At 36.6% G+C, this 20,716-nt stretch carries 22 protein-coding genes; 6 read left to right on the top strand and 16 right to left on the bottom strand.

The features are described 5' to 3' along the window. The first annotated feature begins 174 nt into the window (after window positions 1–174). On the top strand, window positions 175–1,080 hold the full coding sequence (locus LKL37_RS21880; protein WP_414845104.1) for a DMT family transporter: 906 nt from the start codon (window positions 175–177) through the stop codon (window positions 1,078–1,080). 167 nt (window positions 1,081–1,247) lie between these two features. Here LKL37_RS21880 and LKL37_RS21875 read toward each other — a convergent pair whose 3' ends face one another. Then, window positions 1,248–2,177 (bottom strand): alpha/beta hydrolase, encoded by a 930-nt coding sequence (locus tag LKL37_RS21875; RefSeq protein WP_431612451.1) that lies wholly within the window; start codon window positions 2,175–2,177, stop codon window positions 1,248–1,250. Between the two features lie 155 nt (window positions 2,178–2,332). On the opposite strand from LKL37_RS21875, the gene LKL37_RS21870 reads away from it, so the two are divergent. Continuing rightward, on the top strand, window positions 2,333–2,899 hold the full coding sequence (locus LKL37_RS21870; protein WP_431612452.1) for a hypothetical protein: 567 nt from the start codon (window positions 2,333–2,335) through the stop codon (window positions 2,897–2,899). A 6-nt stretch (window positions 2,900–2,905) separates the two neighbouring features. Further along, window positions 2,906–5,029, top strand: coding sequence for a cation:proton antiporter (locus tag LKL37_RS21865; RefSeq protein WP_431612453.1), 2,124 nt, complete (start codon window positions 2,906–2,908; stop codon window positions 5,027–5,029). Between the two features lie 304 nt (window positions 5,030–5,333). Here the strand turns inward: LKL37_RS21865 and LKL37_RS21860 are convergent, their stop codons facing one another. Both LKL37_RS21860 and LKL37_RS21855 read right to left on the bottom strand, forming a co-directional pair. Further along, window positions 5,334–6,446, bottom strand: coding sequence for a 5-(carboxyamino)imidazole ribonucleotide synthase (locus tag LKL37_RS21860; RefSeq protein WP_431612454.1), 1,113 nt, complete (start codon window positions 6,444–6,446; stop codon window positions 5,334–5,336). 24 nt (window positions 6,447–6,470) lie between these two features. After that, window positions 6,471–7,034 (bottom strand): DUF1543 domain-containing protein, encoded by a 564-nt coding sequence (locus LKL37_RS21855; RefSeq protein WP_431612455.1) that lies wholly within the window; start codon window positions 7,032–7,034, stop codon window positions 6,471–6,473. A gap of 85 nt (window positions 7,035–7,119) precedes the next feature. Between LKL37_RS21855 and LKL37_RS21850 the strand changes: the two genes are divergently transcribed. After that, the gene (locus tag LKL37_RS21850) at window positions 7,120–7,950 is read left to right on the top strand and encodes a sulfite exporter TauE/SafE family protein (protein WP_105703291.1); all 831 of its coding nucleotides are present in this window, start codon (window positions 7,120–7,122) and stop codon (window positions 7,948–7,950) included. Beyond that, window positions 7,950–8,333, top strand: a complete 384-nt coding sequence (locus tag LKL37_RS21845; protein WP_034699869.1) for a DUF1634 domain-containing protein — start codon at window positions 7,950–7,952, stop codon at window positions 8,331–8,333. Before LKL37_RS21850 ends, LKL37_RS21845 begins: the two co-directional genes overlap by 1 nt. Window positions 8,334–8,339: 6 nt before the next feature. Here LKL37_RS21845 and gloA2 read toward each other — a convergent pair whose 3' ends face one another. Beyond that, window positions 8,340–8,717, bottom strand: coding sequence for an SMU1112c/YaeR family gloxylase I-like metalloprotein (gloA2, locus tag LKL37_RS21840; protein WP_431612456.1), 378 nt, complete (start codon window positions 8,715–8,717; stop codon window positions 8,340–8,342). A gap of 35 nt (window positions 8,718–8,752) precedes the next feature. Next, a complete protein-coding gene (locus LKL37_RS21835; protein ID WP_431612457.1) occupies window positions 8,753–9,193 on the bottom strand; it encodes a nuclear transport factor 2 family protein in 441 nt (146 codons plus the stop codon). Window positions 9,194–9,341: 148 nt separating this feature from the next. Between LKL37_RS21835 and LKL37_RS21830 the strand changes: the two genes are divergently transcribed. Further along, the gene (locus tag LKL37_RS21830; protein WP_431612458.1) at window positions 9,342–10,382 is read left to right on the top strand and encodes an endonuclease/exonuclease/phosphatase family protein; all 1,041 of its coding nucleotides are present in this window, start codon (window positions 9,342–9,344) and stop codon (window positions 10,380–10,382) included. A 42-nt stretch (window positions 10,383–10,424) separates the two neighbouring features. Here the strand turns inward: LKL37_RS21830 and LKL37_RS21825 are convergent, their stop codons facing one another. From LKL37_RS21825 to LKL37_RS21775, 11 genes are all read right to left on the bottom strand, one after another. Further along, window positions 10,425–10,568 (bottom strand): hypothetical protein, encoded by a 144-nt coding sequence (locus tag LKL37_RS21825; protein WP_431612459.1) that lies wholly within the window; start codon window positions 10,566–10,568, stop codon window positions 10,425–10,427. 1 nt (window position 10,569) lies between these two features. Further along, window positions 10,570–11,628 carry a diphosphomevalonate/mevalonate 3,5-bisphosphate decarboxylase family protein gene (locus tag LKL37_RS21820; protein ID WP_431612460.1) on the bottom strand — a complete coding sequence of 353 codons (1,059 nt, stop codon included), beginning with the start codon at window positions 11,626–11,628 and terminating at the stop codon, window positions 10,570–10,572. Between the two features lie 21 nt (window positions 11,629–11,649). After that, a complete protein-coding gene (locus LKL37_RS21815; protein WP_431612461.1) occupies window positions 11,650–13,419 on the bottom strand; it encodes an AMP-dependent synthetase/ligase in 1,770 nt (589 codons plus the stop codon). Next, window positions 13,416–14,429: an NAD-dependent epimerase/dehydratase family protein gene (locus tag LKL37_RS21810; protein WP_431612462.1), complete on the bottom strand. Its 1,014-nt coding sequence runs from the start codon at window positions 14,427–14,429 to the stop codon at window positions 13,416–13,418. Before LKL37_RS21810 ends, LKL37_RS21815 begins: the two co-directional genes overlap by 4 nt. A 258-nt stretch (window positions 14,430–14,687) precedes the next feature. Then, entirely contained in the window at window positions 14,688–15,692 is a 1,005-nt protein-coding gene (locus LKL37_RS21805) for an MvdD family ATP-grasp ribosomal peptide maturase (protein WP_431612463.1), read from the bottom strand. Continuing rightward, entirely contained in the window at window positions 15,685–16,641 is a 957-nt protein-coding gene (locus tag LKL37_RS21800; RefSeq protein WP_431612464.1) for an MvdC family ATP-grasp ribosomal peptide maturase, read from the bottom strand. The genes LKL37_RS21805 and LKL37_RS21800 overlap by 8 nt, the downstream gene beginning before the upstream one ends. 73 nt (window positions 16,642–16,714) lie before the next feature. Beyond that, window positions 16,715–16,942 carry a microviridin/marinostatin family tricyclic proteinase inhibitor gene (locus LKL37_RS21795; RefSeq protein WP_089690182.1) on the bottom strand — a complete coding sequence of 76 codons (228 nt, stop codon included), beginning with the start codon at window positions 16,940–16,942 and terminating at the stop codon, window positions 16,715–16,717. A gap of 47 nt (window positions 16,943–16,989) precedes the next feature. Beyond that, complete coding sequence (locus tag LKL37_RS21790; protein WP_105703281.1) at window positions 16,990–17,229, bottom strand: microviridin/marinostatin family tricyclic proteinase inhibitor; 240 nt, start codon at window positions 17,227–17,229, stop codon at window positions 16,990–16,992. 115 nt (window positions 17,230–17,344) lie between these two features. Next, window positions 17,345–18,124 carry an alpha/beta fold hydrolase gene (locus LKL37_RS21785; RefSeq protein ID WP_431612465.1) on the bottom strand — a complete coding sequence of 260 codons (780 nt, stop codon included), beginning with the start codon at window positions 18,122–18,124 and terminating at the stop codon, window positions 17,345–17,347. A gap of 104 nt (window positions 18,125–18,228) precedes the next feature. Beyond that, window positions 18,229–18,948, bottom strand: coding sequence for a pyridoxine 5'-phosphate synthase (locus tag LKL37_RS21780; RefSeq protein WP_431612466.1), 720 nt, complete (start codon window positions 18,946–18,948; stop codon window positions 18,229–18,231). Between the two features lie 174 nt (window positions 18,949–19,122). Beyond that, window positions 19,123–20,391, bottom strand: a complete 1,269-nt coding sequence (locus tag LKL37_RS21775; protein WP_431612467.1) for a mechanosensitive ion channel family protein — start codon at window positions 20,389–20,391, stop codon at window positions 19,123–19,125. Between the last annotated feature and the right edge of the window lie 325 nt (window positions 20,392–20,716).

The following is a 20,716-nucleotide window of genomic DNA, read 5'->3' as shown; positions in this document are numbered from 1 at the left end:
GGAAGAAAGCTGGAGGTTCTTTTAAATACATCAAATATCTAAAACTAAATCAACCATCCATTAGCAACTAGCAACCCTTCTCCCCTCAATCTGTATCATCAAAAATTGGAACAACTGTACCCATCAGAATTATTTTAAAACTTCTACATTTGCTTGTTACACTACTTATTGACGTTGAAAGATTATAAACTCATTTTTGCTGTTTTTACCGTTGCCATTGTTTGGGGAACGACTTTTTTAGCGATTCGTGTCGCTGTGGAAACAATTCCTGCATGGTTTGTAGCCGGAATCCGACAGTTTCTGGCTTCTATGATTATGCTTGTTGTTCTTCTTTCGAGAAAGGAATTCAAGTGGATTGGCTGGAAAAGTTTAGGATACCAGGTTATTTTTGCTTCCCTGATGCTGGTAGTTGCTAATGGTATGACGACTGTGGCTGAAGAAACTGTTTCGAGCAGCCTGGCTTCACTTATCAGCGCCTGCTCTCCTATCCTTGTATTTCTGGGAAGTGTGGCTGTAGGACTGCAAAAATTTAGTTTGCGGGCACTTAGCGGTGTTCTGCTCTGCTTCGGCGGGATTCTTTTTATTTTCTGGGATGGGCTTAAAGATCTTGCCAATCCTGATTACAGAATGGGTATGATCTTCCTGTTCTGTGCCATTGCAGGTTGGGCTTCCGGAACTATTTTCACCAAGAAATTGAATATTCAAAGCGGAAATATAACATTGAACCTGTTCTATCAGTTCCTGTTTGCAGGAGTGGTTCAGGTTATTTTTGCTTTTCTGTTTTCCGAAAATTATAACTTCGGAAACTGGACTCTTAAAAGTATCTCAGCGATGATATATCTCGCTGTTTTCGGTTCTGTAGCAGCTTTTTTTGCCTTTCACTATGCACTGACGAAAATTTCTCCGGTACAGGTTTCTATCCTTGCTTACATCAATACCATTATTGCCATATTTCTGGGCTGGCTGATTATGGATGAGAAAGTGACATCTAAATTCATCCTTGCTGCTGTAATGATTATCTGTGGTGTTTTTATTATCAATTACAAACCGGAGATGTTCAAAAGACAAAGGGTTGAATGATAAATATACTTCAAACCACAAAAGACACAAAAGTTTGTAAATCCTTGTGCTTTTAAAGGGATTATACAAAGTTTTGAAAAGCTCACAAAATTATTTAAGATTAAAAAAAAATCTGTGCTCACCTGTGTCATCCGTGGGCAAAAAACGTATTAAGACTTTCAATAAAATCACTTACTTCCATTATAAATGCCATTTACTTTTAACCATTTTAAGAACAAATCCGTCCATTCTCCGGTATTAGTTCCTTTTTTACCCATTCCCCAGCCATGGCCGCCTGATTGAAATAAATGCAATTCAGCAGGAACTTTATGGTCTTTCAATGCCTGATACATCAGAATACTATTTTCTACTGGAGAAATAGGATCATCTTCAGACTGGGCCAGAAAAGTGATGGGAGTCTGAGCATTCACCTGCTTTTCAACAGAAAGTCTGATCTGATCTTTTATATCAGAATTTTTTCCTAATAAAGATTTAAATGAATGGGTAGTATTATTGGGTGGCAGCATAGAGACTACAGGATAGATCATTGCTGTAAAATTGGGTTTGGCAGAAATCAAATCAATATCATCCTGAGATGGATAATATGCTGTATCAAATGTAGATGAAATATATCCTGCAAGATGTCCGCCTGCAGAAAACCCGAGTATTCCGATCTTATCAGGATCTATTTTATATTTTCCGGCATTCTTCCTGATAATCCGTAAAGCGCGCTGTGCATCCTGAAAAGGAACTGATCTTGTTGCCCAGCCTTCTTCCGGAAGTCTGTATTGAAGCTCAAAAGCTGTAATTCCCAAAGACTTCAGCCATTCGCTGGCAGGATATCCTTCTGATCCGGATTCAATGTGTGCATACCCACCACCGCTAATGACTAAAACAGCAATTCCGTTGGGATTTGCAGGTTGGTGAATGATAAGCTTCGGAGTACTGATATTCGTAAGAGAACCTTTGGGAGAAATGATCATTTCACCACCAGGTCCGGGACCATCCGGAATTTTCACCCACAGATTAATAGAAGGTAATATATCCTGATTGGAAAATCCGTTTTGAGCAGAAAACAGGCTCCCGAAAAACAAAAAAGAGAAAAAAATAGTTTTCATTCTATTCAATTTTACTATAAAAATAATATCAATAATCTTACCTAATCTATCCGGCTGTTTTTTAACTTATTAAATATAATTAAAATCAGATATGCTCCAGTTGGGTTTTGTATTTCCTCCATTTTCCTTATATTGTATACTCCAACCCATACAATATGCTGAAAAACACATTCTTTTTATTTCTCGCCGTCTCTTTTCTACTTGTAAGCTGTGATTACAAAGAGAAAGAAAAGAGCCTGACAGACAGGGAAAAACAATTATTAGAAAAAGAAAAGATAGTCGCTAAGAAAGAGTCCGAATATCAGTCGCTTCTGAAAATGAGAGACAGTATTTTTGCCAAAAAAGATTCTGTGGTAATTGCCGCTGCCTGGCCTACGGAAATCTCCGGTCCATGGAACGGAAAGGTAATCTGTACAGAATCTAACTGCAGTGAATATGCGGTAGGTGACCAACGTACTGACCTTTGGGAATTCGATAATGATTCTACCCAGCCCATCACCAAAATTATCAATAACAATAATCTGGTGAGGCTGTATACGGGCAAGTTTGAAAATAATGAAATCAGACTCTCTTTCAAAACCGATTCTACGGCTAAAAAGAATGTAGAAATGAGCGTCCTTCTTAATGATATTTCGGACAACAAGATCAAAGGAACAAGAACCATCACTTCTGATGGCTGTACCGCCAAGTTCTCTGTTGAATTAGTACGTTCCACAAAATAAACACTTATGATTTTACTGAGTATACACAACCTGAGTCTTCCTATAGAAGATCCGGTACTGAAGTTCCTGCTGGTACTGGTCATCATCCTTGCAGCACCATTGCTTCTTAATAAAATTAAAGTCCCACACCTTTTAGGGCTTATCATCGCCGGAGCCATTATTGGTCCGAACGGATTCAATGTTTTATCCAGAGACAGCAGTATTGTTGTGACGGGAACCACCGGACTACTTTACATCATGTTTCTGGCCGGATTGGAGATTGATATGGGAGATTTTAAAAAGAACAAATGGAAAAGTCTCACCTTTGGTATTTATACCTTTACCGTCCCTTTTGTACTGGGATATCTGGGAGGATATTATCTTTTACACTTTTCCATGCTGACTTCCATCCTGTTTGCCAGTCTTTTTTCGTCTCATACCCTTATTGCCTATCCGTTGGTGAGTAAGTTGGGAATCGCAAAAAACAAAGCTGTTAATATCACCGTTGGAGGGACTATGATCACGGATATTCTTGCCTTATTGGTACTTGCCGTGATTGTGGGAATGTCTCAAGGAGATGTAGGAACTGAGTTTTGGGTCAAATTATCGGTCTCTTTTGTAGTTTTTGCTCTAATTGTACTCATTGTATTTCCTATTATAGGTCGTTGGTTTTTCAAAAGAGTGGATGATAAAATATCACAGTATATTTTTGTACTGGTTATGATTTATCTGGCTGCTATGCTTGCTGAACTGGCAGGTGTAGAAGCAATTATCGGGGCATTCTTTGCCGGATTGGCTTTGAACAGACTTATACCTCATACTTCTTCTTTGATGAACAGAGTAGAATTTGTGGGAAATGCCATCTTTATTCCCTTTTTCCTGATCAGTGTAGGAATGCTGATTGATTTTAAAGTATTTTTCAAAAGCTGGGAAACCTTGGAAGTTGCCGGAATTATGCTGGTAGCGTCTATCGGTGGAAAATATCTTTCTGCAGTAGCCACTCAAAAGACATTCATGCTGACCAAAGAAGAAGGAAAACTGATTTTCGGACTGAGTTCTGCTTCAGCAGCGGCAACACTGGCTTCAGTAATGGTAGGATATAACATCATCCTTTCTGAAACTGAAACCGGAGAACCAGTAAGATTATTGAATGAGCACGTTCTGAACGGAAGTATTTTACTGATCCTGATTTCATGTACCATTTCTTCTTTCATTTCTATGGCAAGTGCTCAGAAAATTGCTGAAAGTGATAATGAGGATACCGTTTCCGGAAATACTCATGAAGAAGAAAATATTCTATTGGCCATCAATCATGAGGCCACTGTGGAGAGAATGGTCAATCTGGGAATTCTGATCAAAGCCCATTCCAATACGGAAGATCTTTTCGCCCTGAATGTCATCAATGAAGATAAAAATGAATCTTCGGTAAAAAATGCTGAGAAACTTCTTCATCAGGCAACAGATGCAGCCGCGGCGGCAGATGTTAAATTACAGTCCTTAAAAAGGTATGACAATGATGTCATCAACGGGGTAAATAATGTGATAAAAGAACAGAAAATCACAGACCTCATCATAGGATTGGAAGATGAAAAAGGGTTCTCCCCTTCTTTTGTGTATAATCTTTATAACGGTTATCTTCAGAATGATGATGTGAATGTACTGGTTTATCATGCAGCACAACCTCTTTCTACGATTAAAAAATATGCAGTGATGATTCCCGAAAATGCCCACCAGGAAGCCGGATTCTTCCATGCATTGCTGAGAGTCTGGAATATTGCCAGAAATTCCGGGGCTACGGTTGTTTTCTATGCTCCGGAAAACATCCTTGATATTTTACAAAAAATCATTAAAAAAGCCAATATAGAAGCAGAATTCATCATTATGAACACCTGGCAGGATGGCGAGAGAACTGCCGCTCAGTTAAAAGATGATGAAGCCCTGATTATTTTGATGGCAAAACGCGGTATGAAATCTTATATTCCAAGAATGAGACTGATTCCGGAACTTCTGAACAGGAATCTGAATGATAACAATTATCTTCTGATTTTCCCTTTCTCAGAATACGATAAAAACAGTCCGGAAATACGTTCTGTAGGCAATCATGGGGATTTTGTGGAAATTGGAAATGTGATTCAGAAGATTTTTAAATAGAATTGCTGGAAGCTGGAAGTGGAATGCTGGAGGTTATCTATGTCTGAATAATCATTTTTTTATTAAATCATAACAATTTGAGTCATCAATAGGATCGGGCTTTAGCCCGATATAAATTACATGAATACATTTGGCTTTAGCCGAAACATAATTTAGATTTTGGCTAAAATAATCATTTGTAAACGGGCTCTCTTTGGCTATGCTCAGTATATTAGCCCGTTCCTATTGAATTGTTTTTAGGACAACATAAAAAGGAGCTGTTTTTATCTTTAAAACAGCTCCTTTTATTTATATTAAACTGATATTACTCAGCAATTACTCTTACCATTCCTTTCACTTGTACAAGCTTTTCCATCAGTTCTTCTCTGGAATCAGCAAGAACGTTGATATGTCCCATTTTTCTTCCCGGTTTGGTTTCTGTTTTTCCGTATAAGTGAATGTAGGTTTCAGGAAGCTTCAAAACGTCTTCCATTCCTTCATATACAACTTTTCCTTCATATCCTTCTGCACCTACCAGATTCAGCATTCCACTGTAAGTAATGGCATCGGTATCTGCTAAAGGTAAGTTTTTAACCACACGGTACATCTGCTCAAACTGTGAGTTGGTATTTCCTTCCTGGCTCTGATGTCCTGAATTGTGCAGTCTTGGAGCTGTTTCATTCACCCATATTTTCCCTTCTTTATCAAGGAACAATTCAATAGCGAATAATCCCGGAGAGTTTACAGCGTTTAAGAATTTTTCTGTGATAGAATCAATCTGGGTCTGTACATCTTCTGTGAGAAGCACCGGACATACATTGAAGTCTAAAAGGTTTAGCTTTGGATCAGCAACCATTTCCGTTACCGGGAAAATATTGGTTTCTCCCTTTTCATTTCTTGCAACAATTACAGAAAGCTCTTTCTCAATATCTACCATACTTTCAATAACAGATGCTTCTGTCCATAAGTGCTGATAGTCTTCTTCCGTTTTAATTACCTGTACTCCCTTCCCGTCATATCCACCAGTATTCATTTTCTGAACAAACGGCAATGGCATGATGATCTTCTCATCACTGTTCCATACCACCTGGAATTCCGGGCTTGGAATATCATGAGCTTTATAAAATTCTTTTTGAAGGATCTTTTGCTGGATCGTTTTGATGATACTTGCATTGGGAACAACTCTTATTCCCTGTCTTTCAAGTTCTGCCAATGCATCAGCATTTACGTGTTCTATTTCAATGGTCACCACATCTTTGTCTTTTCCGAAGTTCAAAACTGTTTCATAATCATTAAAATTTCCCTGTGTAAAATACGAGATATTATGACATGGTGCATCGGAAGCAGGATCCAGAGTATAAAACTCATCATCATACTTCAGTGCACTTTGTATCAGCATTCTTCCCAGCTGTCCGCCTCCCAGAATTCCTATTTTCATTTTTTATTTTTATTAGATTTATTCTTATTGAATTTTATCAATTTTTAAATAACCAAGTCCCATCGGGTTCTTCTGATTTTCTGCATCAGATTTTTTAAGAACGATAGAATATTTTTCTTTCATATAAGCAGGAAGAATATCACTTACATTGAAAATATCATCAATATCTACTCCATGCTTATCGTCAATATGGCTTACAGCTCCTTCAAATCCCATCGTCTGGTAAAATTCGGTAGCCTTTGCTCTTTTTACAATTTCTCCCATAGACTGCCCTACCATTAAGTGCTGCTCATGGAATTCTTCAAAAAAGCCAGGCTTATACCCTCCTAAATTGAGAAAATACAATTGATCTTCTGATGACTTCTCTCCTTTTTCTACAATCTCTACTTCATAACCATCAGCAAATTTTACTTCCTGATGACAATCCAGGTGAATTTTCCCTTCTGCTTCCTTCCAAAACTCTTTCATATCCGGGATCAGATCTTTAAGATTCTCTGCTATTCCAAAGAAAACATCGTGCTGCTCAATATTTCTTCCTTTGGGAGTTGCCCCCAGGATGACATAAAATAATTTCAATTCATTTTTCATGCATACAAAAATACGTTAAATTTATATTTTTCAAATGTTTGGCAGACTACTACAATAATTTTATATTTGTAACATTATTTGTAGTATGTCAGAAATCATCATACTCTTCCTTGGAGCAATTTCCGCTGGTCTTTTAGGTTCACTTACGGGTTTAGGAGGAGGAGTTATTATCATTCCTTTATTAACGCTGGGTTTCGGCGTTCCAATGCATTATGCTATCGGTGCTTCGCTCATTTCTGTGATCGGAACCTCATCCGGTGCAGCCGTAGCTTTCGTAAAAGAAGGCTTTACGAATATGAGAATCGGGATGTTTCTCGAAATAGCCACCACAGCAGGAGCTATTGTGGGCGCTCTGGTTTCAGGGATGCTTAACCCGAATACAATCGGAATTATTTTCGCAAGTATCCTTCTTTTAACGGTTATTTTAAATCTTAAGGGTAAACCGGATCACCAGGAACCTTTGGTAAAAGGAAGTTTGGAAGAGAAGCTGAAATTATACGGAACTTTCCCGGATAAAGGGATTTTGAAAAGCTATTCTGCAAGAAATACAGTTCCCGGATTCTTGATGATGATGTTTGCCGGCGCCATGTCTGGTCTTCTAGGGATTGGTTCTGGAGCATTGAAGGTATTGGCAATGGACAATATGATGAAACTGCCTTTCAAAGTATCTACAACAACCAGTAATTTTATGATCGGAGTAACGGCAGTAGCCAGTGCACTGATCTATTTCCAGAGAGGAGAAATTATTCCGGTAATTGTAGCTCCGGTATTGATAGGAGTTGTAATCGGAAGTTTTATTGGTTCAAAAACGCTGATGGTATCAAAGACCAAAAAATTAAAAGTATTTTTTGCCATTGTTATTACCATTCTTTCTATTTACATGATGTATAACGGTATCAACAAAAGCTTCAGATAATGAAAAAGAATTTTACAGATGTAGATCTGAACCGCTCCGTAGGAAACCTTCTGAGACTTGGTGTTATTCTTTCTGTGGCAACCTCTCTGATTGGTTTTATCAAGTTATTTTTTGAGGGTTTTAAAATGCCCGAAAAATATACCAGTCTTGTGGTAGGAACCTCTTCCGAAAAAGTATGGGGACATTTTTGGGATTCTCTGTGCAAAGGAGAAGGTACAGCCATTATTCAGCTGGGAATTCTTTTATTGATCTTCACGCCTCTGATGAGGATTGTTTTTGCTTTAATAGGCTATTTAAAAGAAAAAGACTACGTTTATGTAGTCATTTCTTCTATTGTTTTAGCAATTATGGCAGTGAGTTTCTTTGCAGGCTACGCCCACTAATTTATTTTACATTTCATAAAACTCTAACGGCAGCTGATCCGGATCCTGGGTAAAGAAAAATTCTTTTCCGGTGAATTCATCTATGCGGATTTCTTCACAGTTTAACCCTTTTCCTATCAGTTCATTCCTTTTTTCTGTAACATTTTCCACAGAGAAAGCAAGATGCCTTAAACCACATGCTTCAGGGCGTGACGGACGTTGTGGAGGATCTGGGAAAGAGAATAATTCTATTACATAATGATCCCCGATTGCCAGATCAAGCTTGTAAGATTGTCTTTCTTCGCGGTATACTTCACGAATGATATTTAGATCTAGAATTTCTGTATAAAATTTCTTTGAAACAGCATAATCTGAACAGATGATTGCAATATGATGGATTTTCATTTTTTTATTTTAAACTACTTTTAAATTTAACTTTGTTATTGTATCTCTTTACAGTTATCTTTTCTTCTCGTGTCAATAATATATTGGATTTTCCATTCGTTATTCTGCTTTACCAGCTGAAAACTATTAGCTCCGCAATGTGATAATTTCCCTTTTAAATAAAAAGAATAAGGCGTAAATACACTGGCCAGATTTCCATCCGTATGAACGGTTTCTACTATAATCCTTTCATCCAAATCCCCTTTTGTAAATTTTGAAACCGAAGCTACAAATTCCTGTATGTTATCACTTTTTACAGTACCGTCTTTAGTGATGGTCTGAAGAACCGCATTCTCCGCAAAAGCTGATTTTACCAGCTCAGAGTCTGCATTTTTCATGCCAAGGAATAGGTTTCGGATAGGTTTTTCAATATCTTTATTTTGCTGACCGAAAGCTGAAATACTGATCAGCAGAAACAGTGCCATAATTTTATTCATAGAATAGATTTAGATAAATAAAAATAGATAAAATAAAATTTAAATTGATTAACAAATTTTAAAAATCATTCTTAAATTGTGATCAAAATTATTTCATAGCTTTTATATGTGGATTATTTATCTGATTTTGGCCATACTTCTTCTGGTCATGACAATACTGCCAAAAATTCAGCATTCTCACTGGATATTCAGAGTTCCGGAATTTGCTAAAATACAGGTTACTTATCTTATCTTTTTCACTTTTCTACTAGGTTTTTTTACTGATTCTAAAGAATATTTTTGGTATTACCAGAGTATTCTGCTGGTCTTGTTTGTTCATCATAGCCATACTCTTATCAAGTACACCCGTTTCTACCCCGTAAAGAAACATACACAGCGTTACAAATCTTCTGATAAACTACATTTTATTTCAGCTAATGTTTATCAGTTAAATAAAGAGTATGAGAAGTTCATTAGGTTTGTTAAAAAGCACAATCCTGATTTTTTCATGACTATGGAAAGTAATGGTGACTGGGAAAAAGCAATGAGGCCTTTAGAAAAAGAATATAGTTACCAGCATAAAGTAACCCTTGAAAACACCTATGGCATGCATTTCTATTCCAGAATTGAAATCAAAGAAGCAAAGACTCATTATTTCGTAGCTGATGATATTCCAAGTATTGAGGTACATATGAAAACAGCTGATGGTTTTTCTTTTGTTTTCTTTGGAGTTCACCCGCCGCCGCCAAGTCCTACAGAAGAAGAAACATCAAAGGAAAGGGATGGTGATCTTCTAAGCACAGCCAAATGTGTAAAAGACATCAAAAAACCTGTTATTGTAGTGGGAGATTTCAATAATGTTGCATGGTCAAGATCATCTGTGCTTTTCAGAAAAACAAGCCATCTGATAGATCCGAGAATCGGACATTCTTTTGTTTCCACCTTTCATGCGAAATACCGTCTTTTAAGGTTTCCTATCGATCTGATGTTTCACAGTGAAGATATTTTTATTAAACAGCTGAAGACATTGGAAAATTTTGGTTCAGACCACCTCCCGGTATATTGTGAGTTTTTCATAGATCATCACAATGATGAACAGGAAGAGCTTATAGAAACAGCGACTTCTGAAGAGAAAGCAGAGGCCGAAATCATGATAGAAGAAGGAAAGAAAGAAAATGGCGAAAGGGAAACTGTTGTTAATGAAGATTAAAAAAGTGGGCCAAAGCCCACTTCTATTGAATATTATTTTTTATCAGAATCCAAAGTTCCATCCCCAATTAATGGTTCTGTTCCTACCCCAGCTGCCTGTTTCTGTTCCTACCTTATATTCGGTAAAAAATATGAGTAATAAAGCAATAACAATGGCAATGAGAATATAAATCTTCTTCTTTTTCATCCTAGAATTTCATCACATCCTTCACTACTCCATTTTTCTGGGTATGCTGTAGTAATTCAGCTTCTATGAAGGCTTTAATCTGCTCTTCAGAACCATTACTTGGAAACAGAAGATGAACATTAGCTCCAGCATCCAGCGTAAAGAATAAAGGATGTCCGGTTTCTCTTCTAAAATCCCAGATCTTATTGATGACTTCCAATGTTCCTGTTTTCATCAGGATAAAAGCAGGATCACTCATCATCATCATTGCATGCAATGTAAGTGCCTCATGTTCTACCAACTTGATAAAACGTTCCATATCTCCGCTTTTCAGTATGTTTTTCATGGGAACGAAATTTTCCCTTGCCTCCTGAAATCTTCTTTCAGCGTACGGATTGGTATTCATCAAACCATGTCCTACCGTTGAAGAAACACTTTTTTGCCCTTCATGAATTAACAGCACCCAATCATTAAAATTTTTGAACACTTCATGAACTTCACTATCCGGATACTGTACTCCGAATAGATCTGAACTTCCTTCTACCTCATCACTTTCTCCCCACACAACAAGCCCGTTATATAAGCTTCGGCATGCACTTCCACTTCCTAATCTTGCTAAAAATGAAGCTTTTCTTAAAGATTCTTCTTCAGATGTTTTTTCTGAAAATGAAGCATCCAATGCCATGAGGCATTTTGCAATGGCTCCAAATCCTGAAGCTGAACTTGCGATCCCGGAACTGTGTGGAAATGTATTCTCTGTTCTGATCATATATTTTCCTTTTAAAATCCATGGAAGGTACTGCTCTATATTTTTGAAATATTTCTCTATTTTCTCAGCAAATTTCACTTCCTCATTTCCAGACAGGAAAGTTTGTACTGAAAAAGCTTCACCCGCTGTAAACTCCATTGATGTATTGGTTTTACAGTGGTTCAAAGTATAACTGATACTAGGATTAGCAGGAATCTGATTGTCATATTTCCCCCAATATTTAATCAGGGCAATATTAGACGGACAGCTTTCCGAAACCGTTTGTGAATGAATATTGAAATTTTCTTTTCCTATAAAATCTTGTGTCGTCATAGTTTAATTTAAGTGTATTATTTAATACATCTTCTCTATAATATCTGCGTATTTTTTGATCACTACATTTCTTTTGACTTTCAATGTAGGAGTAATTTCTCCTGTATTGATATCAAATTCCGCCGGCATTAAAGTGAATTTCTTCACTTTTTCATAGTCTGCCAAATGGTCCTGTAATTCTTTAATTTTTTCTTTGTAAAGGTTGATTACCTTTTCATTTTTTACAGCATCTTCCCAGTTGGTAAAAGGAATATTATTTTTCTTAATATAATCCTGTAAAAACTCGAAATTAGGAACAATTAGCGCTGAAACAAACTGTCTTCCTTCCGCAATCAGCATAATCTGCTGAATGAAATTATTATTGGTCAGAAGGTTTTCGATCTGTTGTGGAGCGATGTATTTTCCGTTGGAAGTTTTCATCAGGTCTTTGATTCTGTCTGTAATGATCAGGTTTCCTTTCTCGTCAAACTTTCCTGCATCACCGGTTTTGAACCATCCATCTTCTGTAAATACGTTCTGGGTTTCTTCAGGCTTATTGTAATACCCTTTCATGATTCCGTTTCCTCTGGCCTGGATCTCATCATTTTCTCCGATACGCATTTCAACTCCCGGAAGTGGTTTTCCACTGGTTCCATGTTCAAAATGAGTCAAAGGAAAAAGAGTCAATGTGGCTGTAGTTTCTGTTAATCCATATCCAACGGTTACGTGAATTCCTACTGACTCAAAAAAGCGGGTAACTTCCGGTGACAAAGAGGCTCCACCACAGGGTAAGAACCAAAGTCTGCCGCCCATTTTGTTTTTAATTTTGCTGAAAACCAGCATATCTGCAACAGATTCTTTGAGTTTTAATCCAAAAGGAATCGGTTTTTCATTTCTTCTTAGTTCAGAAGTTTCCCATCCGGTTTTAAGCGCCCAGTCAAAGATTTTTTTCTTTAATGATGAACCTTCTTCCGCTTTTTCCAAAACTCCGGCATATACTTTCTGGAAGAATCTTGGTACGGCACACATGGCTGTAGGTTTTACTTCTTCCAGTGCTTTGGCTACGTTTTTCGGGTCTTCCAGGAAATAAACACGGGCACCTCCGTAAAGACTCAATAAACTCCAGCTTCTTTCAAAAACATGGCTTAAGGGTAAGAATGCCAGTGAAAGCTCTTCTTCAAAATTTTTAAACTTAAAAAATTCGAAATGAGAGTCGAATGCTTTAATAAAATTTCCGTGGGTAAGCATTACTCCTTTTGGGATTCCGGTAGTTCCGGAGGTATAGATCAGTGTGGCTGTATCATCATTTTCTTTCTTACAGATCTCCAGCTTCGGTGAAGCTTTTGCAATAAAATCTTCAAGATAAAAACTGTTGAATTCTTTCTTAATCCACACTGCTTTTTTGGAAACAATAATCGTTTCCAGTTTGTTTTCTTCTTTATGTAAAAACTCAAGACAGGCGTCATACTGCATCTGATTTCCTACTAAAACAACTTTAGCTCCGGAATCGTTAATAATATGTTCTGCCTGCTCAGCATTATTTGTTGAATAGATGGGCACTGTAATAGCACCAATCGCCATTGAAGCCAAATCCGTGATCATCCATTCCGATGAATTGTCTGAATAAATAGCAACCTTGTCATTCTCCTGAACTCCGGATTCTTTTAAAGCATTAGCTGTTTTAAAAATAATTTCACTGAATTTTTTCCAGCTTAGCTCTTTCCAACCAGCATCTTTCTTTTTAAATCCGATCGCTCCTTTTATAGGATGTTTTTCTACATTTTTAAGGATAATTGCCTCTGCAAGATTCATTTCTTCAGCTTTTTGTCGTTAATATAATTATTCAGGTGAAAGTCTATACTTTCTTTTACAGGAATAAACTGATAGTTCAGCTTTTCTTTGACTTTGTGATTGGAAATGGTGTTGAAAGAAGAAATGGCCTCAATATTTGATTTGGTAACCATTTTCAGTTTCGGGATCAGCCATCCGAAAAGGGTGTTGGCTATTCTTCCGATATTTAATACAGATTGTGAAAGAATTCTGGCATCTTTAAGACCAAGACGGGTTCTGACCTGTTTTGCAAGGTCGGCATATCTGTTATTTTCAGAGACAATAATAAAACGTTCTCCAAAAAGATTATTTTCCATTAATCCTATCGCGGTGTTGGCAACATCTCTCACGTCAACATAAGCAGAACCTCCCGAAAAGGTAAAGCTATTGTCTTCAAACGTAGAGAAAAGTTCACCGCTGCTTTGAGTCCAGTTTCCGCTTCCTACAATCATTCCCGGATTGATAATGACAACATTCAAGCCTTCTGCTGAAGCTCTCCATGCTTCCATTTCGGATAAATGCTTGGAAATAGCATACGCTGAGTGTTCCAGTTTCGGATTAAAATCAGATTCTTCATCCAACTCTCCTTTTTCATTGTAATTATCAAGAACAGCAACAGAGCTTACATGGAGAAACTTTTTAACATCTGATCCTTCACAGGCAAACAAAAGATTCTCTGTACCTTTGATATTTGTGCGGTACATTTCTTTTTCATCTTTCGGATGAAAGCTTACTTTTGCAGCACAATGATAGACTTCATCTACGCCTATCAGCGCAGTTTGCAAAGAATCGAGGTCATCAAAATCTACGTTTACCCATTCAATTTTATTGAAAAATTCGTCAGGATTCTCCGTATAAAAGCTGTATGAATGCTTTACTTCGTTTATATTGCTGCCCGGTCTTTTGGAAGCACGTACATATTTCCCCTTCTTAAGAAGTTCCAGTACAATTATTCTTCCCAGAATTCCGGTAGCACCCGTTACAAAAATCATTAATTATTTTCTTGATTGCTGACTAAAATATAACAATATTTTCTATCCGGCAATTTTCAGGTTATTGTAAAAATTCACCCGAAAAACTGCTTTTGCAAATTTGCGATTTTTAAAGCATAATTCAGCTTAATTTAACCAATATTATCATTCTGAAAACAACAAACCGGAAAATTTTAATTATAACAGATTATCAAATGTAAAAGTCCTGAAAGAATTAATAACTTTCAGGACTTTTATGCTTAAAAAAGGTTCTGTTTTTTAAGCTATTACTTCATTATTTCTTCTTGGTGTTTTGTCGCAAAGAACGTCTGCAATGCTTTTGGAAATAAGATTCCCTTCTGTAAGATTATCCAGCCAGAAAAACTCTCCTGCTGCATTGATCTCGATGAAATAATACTCGTCTTCAGGGGAAACAATCATGTCTATCGCTCCGTAATCTACGTTATAGATATCAAGAAGTTCAAGCAGTTTTGCTTCTACATCTGCCGGAAGTTCTGTTCTGTTCCATTTATCAATAAGATTAACTCCATCTTTTCTCCAGTCTATTTTGGCATCTTCAGACTGCTGGGAATCTATTTCGAATGCATAGACGTCTCTTCCCACAATGGTAATACGAAGTTCTTTTTTCTTTTGAATCATTTGCTGAAACTGCATCGGGCAGTACAACAGTGAATCCAGTTCTTCCAGTTTATCTTCGCGGACAACATTGGTAAATACTACATTTTCTACACCGTCTTCATAGATGGCAAAACCGGTTTGCATTTTAGCCACGACATTTTGATGTTTCAGGATAAATTTTCTGGCTTCCTCAGGACTGTTCGTAAGACAGGTTGCAGGAATAGTCAGCCCTAATTTATCCGCGATTTTCAATTGTTCTTCCTTGCTGTCAAGTCTTCTGTAAACACTTGGTTTCCCTAAAGAATATGCGTCTACCGATTCGAAAAAGCCGAAAAGAGTGTTACGAATTTCGCCCATTGCTGCTCCGTAAAACTTAGTCTCTATTTCTTCTTTTAATCCTTTTCCAATATTGTAAGCTCTTCTGTACCAGATGGCTGAAATATCGTCCAAACGGTGTTTTGCTTCAGGCGTTTCAAGATAGCTTATCCATTCTCCATCCTGGAAAATAGTGGACAATTTGTTTTGTAAAGGATAAACATCAACATCAAAACGAATGACTTCACAATTATTTTTTTCAATGTATTCTGTTACTTTTTCAATAGAAAAATTATCTGCGGTATGGGTAATAATTAATATTTTATTCATGGATATTGATTCTTTTGATAAGATTATCGGCAATTCTTTCTGCTATGGGAAACCCCAGTTCTTTCTGTAACATTCCCCATTCTCCCTGTGGATTCACTTCAAGGAAATAGTAGGCTCCGTCTCTTCCTTTGATCATATCAATGGCTCCTATATACAATCCCATTTCCTTCATCATGGAAGTGAGATTGGCTTTTACCGCATCCGGAAGTTCATAAACGGACCAAAAATAGCCATCGCGGGCTACTCTCCAATCTGCATTTTCGCTGTTATTGATCTTTCCTGTGAAAAACTCACCGTCTACATAGACAATTCTCAGCTCATATTCTTTATCAATATAAGGCTGGAAAATCATTGGACAATACGCAATATCAGAAAGGTGTTCTAAGGATTCCTCTTCAATAACAGTAGTGGAAATCATGTTTTCCCCTGACATTGTTTTGGCTGTTACTCCATGAAGTTTTGCAATGGCTTTTCCCTGACAGTATTGATGAAAAAATGTTGTTATCTGCTCTTCATCATTGGAAAAGATCGTTTTGGGAATAGTTAAGTTATTTCTCTGTGCTACTTTTAGCTGAAATATCTTATTTCCGTCAATCTTCTTTTCATTTTCATAAGGATTGATCCAGGGAATATCTTCTAAAGCTGTCAGCAGATTGTATCGAAGGCTTCCATATTCTTTCAGGAAGATTCTTTCATAGTCCTGATCCAATTCTTCAGGAGTACTGATTCTCCAGGCTTTTCTGTGCCACACTCCTTTGATGGTATTGGAATGGATGGTATTTCCCGACTCGTCCGTTAATTCGAATGAGTCTTCATGAATGCTGATTTTCTGAAGATGATTCAGACGGTCAGAATTCAATCTGAAATACGGAATATTTTTGGAGGTCAGATAATCAAAAAAAAGATCGATATTATAAAAATCCTGTGAATGGGTGATGCAGAGAATCATTTGCCGGTTGTATTAAAAAGGGAAACTTAAAGTTTAAGTTTCCCCTATTATTTTTAAAATATTCTACTGTATTTTATAGTGGAATAATAATTGTGTCATCATCACCATCAGATGGATATTTCAGCGTATGCATCATATCATCTTTTGGAGAAGTTACAGTATCTACGGCTGGTTTTGTGATCATATCTCTTTCTGGAATTGAGATGATATCTGTTCCTCCTTTTACTGTTTCAGGATCCTTTACCTGTTTTTCTAAGAATGACGCGAAAAACGGCTTCTTCTTTGAGTTGTTGCTTTTCATAATGTTTTAGTTTTGGTTTGATATATAATTTAGCTTAAGCTATATATTTATTCTACTTCTAAAACATCCTCATCTCCGTCAGAAGGATATTTCATCGTTACATTGTCATTATCAGGTGTTGTAACGCCGTCTTGAAGAGCAGTTGTTATTTGGTCCTTAATTATTGACGTAATCTGATCTGCAAGTTTGGAAGTTGCAGCTCCTCCTTTTACTGTTTCAGGGTCTTTAACCTGTTTTTCCAAGAATGTTGCAAAAAATGGTTTCTTTTTTGAATTTTTGTTTTCCATAAGTTAATATTTTTATTGTTTTGACAATTCCAAAGTACAAAAATTTCAACTCATGGAGAAATAATATCAAGTTTTAATAAAAATTTAACATAATATTGAAAATCAAAGGATAAAATTAATCCAATCCAAGAAACTCCTTGACAACATTTGCAAAATCAATTGGATTTTCGGCCTGTACCCAATGTCCTGCATTTTTTACCGTAACCACCTTAGCTTTAGGGAACTGTTGTTTGATTCCAAATTCATCCTGTGGCAGGATATAATTGGATTTTGCTCCTGCAATGAATAAGGTTTCACCATCAAAAACACCGAATTTAATAGCATTGGAAACAAATTCAGTATATTTTTCTGATAATGTTTTAAGATTGAATCGCCAGCCCAGTTTTTTATTGTCGTCCCAATACAGATTCTTTGTTAGAAACTGTACGGTAGATCTTTCAGGAATATATTGGTTCAAAACTGCTTCTACTTCATTTCTTGAAGATACTGTATCGAAATCAACTGTTTCCAGCGCTTTGATAATTCCCTGGTGGTGAGGTGGATATGCTTTTGGCGAAATATCTACCACAATGAGTTTTTCAACACGTTCAGGATATTTTATAGCAAACTGCATTACTGCTTTTCCTCCTAATGAATGGCCTAAAACGTGTGCTTTCTGAATTCCGTAATGATCCATATAGCGGGCAATATCGTCTGCCAGATCATCGTGGGACATACTATCGGAGTGAAAACTTCTTCCGTGGTTTCTAAGATCAATCAGATGCACCGGAAGATACTCTCCCAGATCCTTTCCGAAACTTCCCCAGTTGTCAAGCATTCCAAATAATCCGTGAAATACAAGAAGCGGCGTATTTGTAAGATTTTCGCCGAATATTTTTGAATTTAAAATTTCCATTTTTTCTTAGAAGTTAGAGGTGAGAAATTAAAAGTTAGATAATATAAATGAATATAGACGAAGTTTTACTTACTTCTAATCTCTAACTTCTGGTTTCTTATTTATTACCATTTTGCCAGTCTCTTCAAATAAGCCTGAACTGTATTTTCCAATCCCATATAAAGTGCTTCAGAAACCAAAGCATGTCCTATGGATACTTCCAAAAGATTCGGAATAGTGTCTGAAAAATATTTCAGGTTTTCTAAACTCAAATCGTGTCCGGCATTGATCCCCAATCCGAATTTATTGGCTTCAACTGCTGTATCGTAATAAGGTTTTATAGCCTGTTCTTTATTGGTAAGGTAATTTTTTGCATAAGCTTCAGTATACAGTTCAATTCTGTCTGCACCTGTTTTAGCCGCATATTCTACCAATTCCGGTAAAGGATCCAGGAAAATGGAAGTACGAATTCCTGCTTTTTTAAATTCTGCGATGATCTCTGTAAGGTAATCCAGGTGTTTTTTTGTATCCCAACCTGCATTGGAAGTAATAGCATCATCAGCATCCGGCACCAACGTTACCTGTTCCGGCTTCACCTCTAAAACCATATCGATAAAGCTATGGTGAGGATTTCCTTCAATATTAAACTCAGTCGTAACCAACGGCTTCAGATCATAGACATCTTTTCTTGTGATATGCCTTTCATCAGGTCTTGGATGGATGGTAATTCCCTGTCCTCCGAATTCCTGGATTTTTACAGCAGCTTCTGTAACACTTGGGGTTTCACCTCCTCTTGCATTTCTTAACGTCGCAATTTTATTAATGTTTACGCTTAGTTTTGTCATTTTTTATTTTAGATGTTAGATATGAAATATTAGAAGCTGGAAGCTTGGGGCTGGAAGTAAATCCAGGCTTTGTACTTCTATTGGTCTTCTACATTCATGATCATTTAAAAATTTAATTTAAAATTTATAGAAAAGGGGGTAAAACTTCCTGCTTCCCTCTTCAATCTTCCTGCTTTATACTTTTACACTTACCTGCATCACCTGAAGCTCAAATTCTTTTGAAGCCACCAATAAATGGTCAAAGATATCAGCCTGTATCTGCTCAAAGCGCTCCCATTTGGAATCATTGGCAAAACAGTACACTTCAAGAGGCAGTCCTTGCGGAGTAATATCCAGCTGACGTACCATTCGGGTTCCGTTTTTATCTATATCCGGATCATTTTCAATATATTTCTGTGCATAATATCTGAAAACTCCAATATTGGTAAGCTGTCTGCCATTTACAATTTTATCATTATGCTCCAGACTTTCTTTTTCTTTTTTGATCTCAGACGTTCTTTCTTCAAGGTAGTCTGAAATTAAATTGATTTCCATTAAACGCTCCACATCTTCGTCCGTCAGAAATTTAAAAGAATTGATATTAAAATAAATTGATTTTTTTATTCTTCTGGTATTAGATTCAGACATTACCTGCATGTTTTTGATCTCAGTTGTCATCAGATCATACGTTGGGATAGTGGAAACCGTTTTATCAAAATTGGTAATTTTGGTAGTTAAAAGATTGATTTCTGTGATATTTCCTTCAATGCTGTATTTGGGAATGCTTACCCAGTCTCCTACTTTTAAATTTTTCGAAGTAGCAACGTGAAGGCCGGTCACAAATCCTAAAATGGTATCTCTGAAAACAAGTACCAAAACCGCTGTAATAGCTCCCAGACTTCCTACAATGGTAGTTCCTTTAATTCCAAAAATTACACAAAGTCCTACGACTGTAAATATGAAAAGACCTAGAATCTTAACCGTTTCTGAAATGGCATTAAGAGCCATAATCTTATAGAAATCCTGTTTGATGCTGAAATAATTCCTGAAAGCAGTCAGTGATCTGTACAACATACCAGCCAACATCAATACCAATCCCAAATTGATACATCGTATGATAAAAATGGTTGTTTTTGGCAGCGCATTTTCCGGAAATATGGATCCCTGAATACCAGCAACAGCAATTAAAGCTGCAAAATGAGCTACAGAGTTGGTGATTTTGGCCTGATAAATAGATTTTAGGATGGGGAATTTCTGTTCATTATGAAATAATTTGAAAACAGAATTGATGATAAACTTAAAGGCAAAGTCAGTGATTAGAAACAGGACAAGAAGTAAGCTTAATTTTACAATAATATGAAAAAACCAGTCCAGCCCGGATGGAGATATCTGGGTAATATAAATGTAAAGCTGTTCGCTCAGCTCCTGTATAAAGTTTTTAGTTTCTTGTAACTGGTCATTCATTACGGCAAATTTATGAAATTAAGAATCATCATTTTACTATTCACAATCAATTTTCATCCCAAAAAAGATTCATGGGAAGATATTTGATAAAAATTTTTAAAGAATTGAATTATAAAATGTCAAATCTTCTACACTCCCAATTATAAGTAAAAAATTAGCTGTCAGTGACAATATCTGTTATTCCACAACTATACCAGCGGAAACATCGGTAAAGCAAGCCCCATTCTGTAATACATCATCCTAAATTTGTAATAAAATTTTATAACTCAGTTCTCAAATTGGCTTTTTATAAGTCCACTTTTTTTATATTGCATCTATATTTTAA

Origin of the sequence: Chryseobacterium sp. 'Rf worker isolate 10', from assembly GCF_050753305.1 — a bacterium.
Classification (GTDB): domain Bacteria; phylum Bacteroidota; class Bacteroidia; order Flavobacteriales; family Weeksellaceae; genus Chryseobacterium.
Note: the sequence above shows the minus strand (reverse complement) of the source record. Positions and strands in the feature narration are given on the sequence as shown.

Excerpts from the sequence above, each read along its gene's own strand:
- LKL37_RS21875 (WP_431612451.1), bottom strand. The coding sequence starts at position 2,177 with ATGAAAACTATTTTTTTCTCTTTTTTGTTTTTCGGGAGCCTGTTTTCT.
- LKL37_RS21870 (WP_431612452.1), top strand. The coding sequence starts at position 2,333 with ATGCTGAAAAACACATTCTTTTTATTTCTCGCCGTCTCTTTTCTACTT.
- LKL37_RS21865 (WP_431612453.1), top strand. The coding sequence starts at position 2,906 with ATGATTTTACTGAGTATACACAACCTGAGTCTTCCTATAGAAGATCCG.
- LKL37_RS21860 (WP_431612454.1), bottom strand. The coding sequence starts at position 6,446 with ATGAAAATAGGAATTCTGGGAGGCGGACAGCTGGGAAGAATGCTGATA.
- LKL37_RS21855 (WP_431612455.1), bottom strand. The coding sequence starts at position 7,034 with ATGAAAAATGAATTGAAATTATTTTATGTCATCCTGGGGGCAACTCCC.
- LKL37_RS21850 (WP_105703291.1), top strand. The coding sequence starts at position 7,120 with ATGTCAGAAATCATCATACTCTTCCTTGGAGCAATTTCCGCTGGTCTT.
- LKL37_RS21845 (WP_034699869.1), top strand. The coding sequence starts at position 7,950 with ATGAAAAAGAATTTTACAGATGTAGATCTGAACCGCTCCGTAGGAAAC.
- gloA2 (WP_431612456.1), bottom strand. The coding sequence starts at position 8,717 with ATGAAAATCCATCATATTGCAATCATCTGTTCAGATTATGCTGTTTCA.
- LKL37_RS21835 (WP_431612457.1), bottom strand. The coding sequence starts at position 9,193 with ATGAATAAAATTATGGCACTGTTTCTGCTGATCAGTATTTCAGCTTTC.
- LKL37_RS21830 (WP_431612458.1), top strand. The coding sequence starts at position 9,342 with ATGACAATACTGCCAAAAATTCAGCATTCTCACTGGATATTCAGAGTT.
- LKL37_RS21825 (WP_431612459.1), bottom strand. The coding sequence starts at position 10,568 with ATGAAAAAGAAGAAGATTTATATTCTCATTGCCATTGTTATTGCTTTA.
- LKL37_RS21820 (WP_431612460.1), bottom strand. The coding sequence starts at position 11,628 with ATGACGACACAAGATTTTATAGGAAAAGAAAATTTCAATATTCATTCA.
- LKL37_RS21815 (WP_431612461.1), bottom strand. The coding sequence starts at position 13,419 with ATGAATCTTGCAGAGGCAATTATCCTTAAAAATGTAGAAAAACATCCT.
- LKL37_RS21810 (WP_431612462.1), bottom strand. The coding sequence starts at position 14,429 with ATGATTTTTGTAACGGGTGCTACCGGAATTCTGGGAAGAATAATTGTA.
- LKL37_RS21805 (WP_431612463.1), bottom strand. The coding sequence starts at position 15,692 with ATGAATAAAATATTAATTATTACCCATACCGCAGATAATTTTTCTATT.
- LKL37_RS21800 (WP_431612464.1), bottom strand. The coding sequence starts at position 16,641 with ATGATTCTCTGCATCACCCATTCACAGGATTTTTATAATATCGATCTT.
- LKL37_RS21795 (WP_089690182.1), bottom strand. The coding sequence starts at position 16,942 with ATGAAAAGCAACAACTCAAAGAAGAAGCCGTTTTTCGCGTCATTCTTA.
- LKL37_RS21790 (WP_105703281.1), bottom strand. The coding sequence starts at position 17,229 with ATGGAAAACAAAAATTCAAAAAAGAAACCATTTTTTGCAACATTCTTG.
- LKL37_RS21785 (WP_431612465.1), bottom strand. The coding sequence starts at position 18,124 with ATGGAAATTTTAAATTCAAAAATATTCGGCGAAAATCTTACAAATACG.
- LKL37_RS21780 (WP_431612466.1), bottom strand. The coding sequence starts at position 18,948 with ATGACAAAACTAAGCGTAAACATTAATAAAATTGCGACGTTAAGAAAT.
- LKL37_RS21775 (WP_431612467.1), bottom strand. The coding sequence starts at position 20,391 with ATGAATGACCAGTTACAAGAAACTAAAAACTTTATACAGGAGCTGAGC.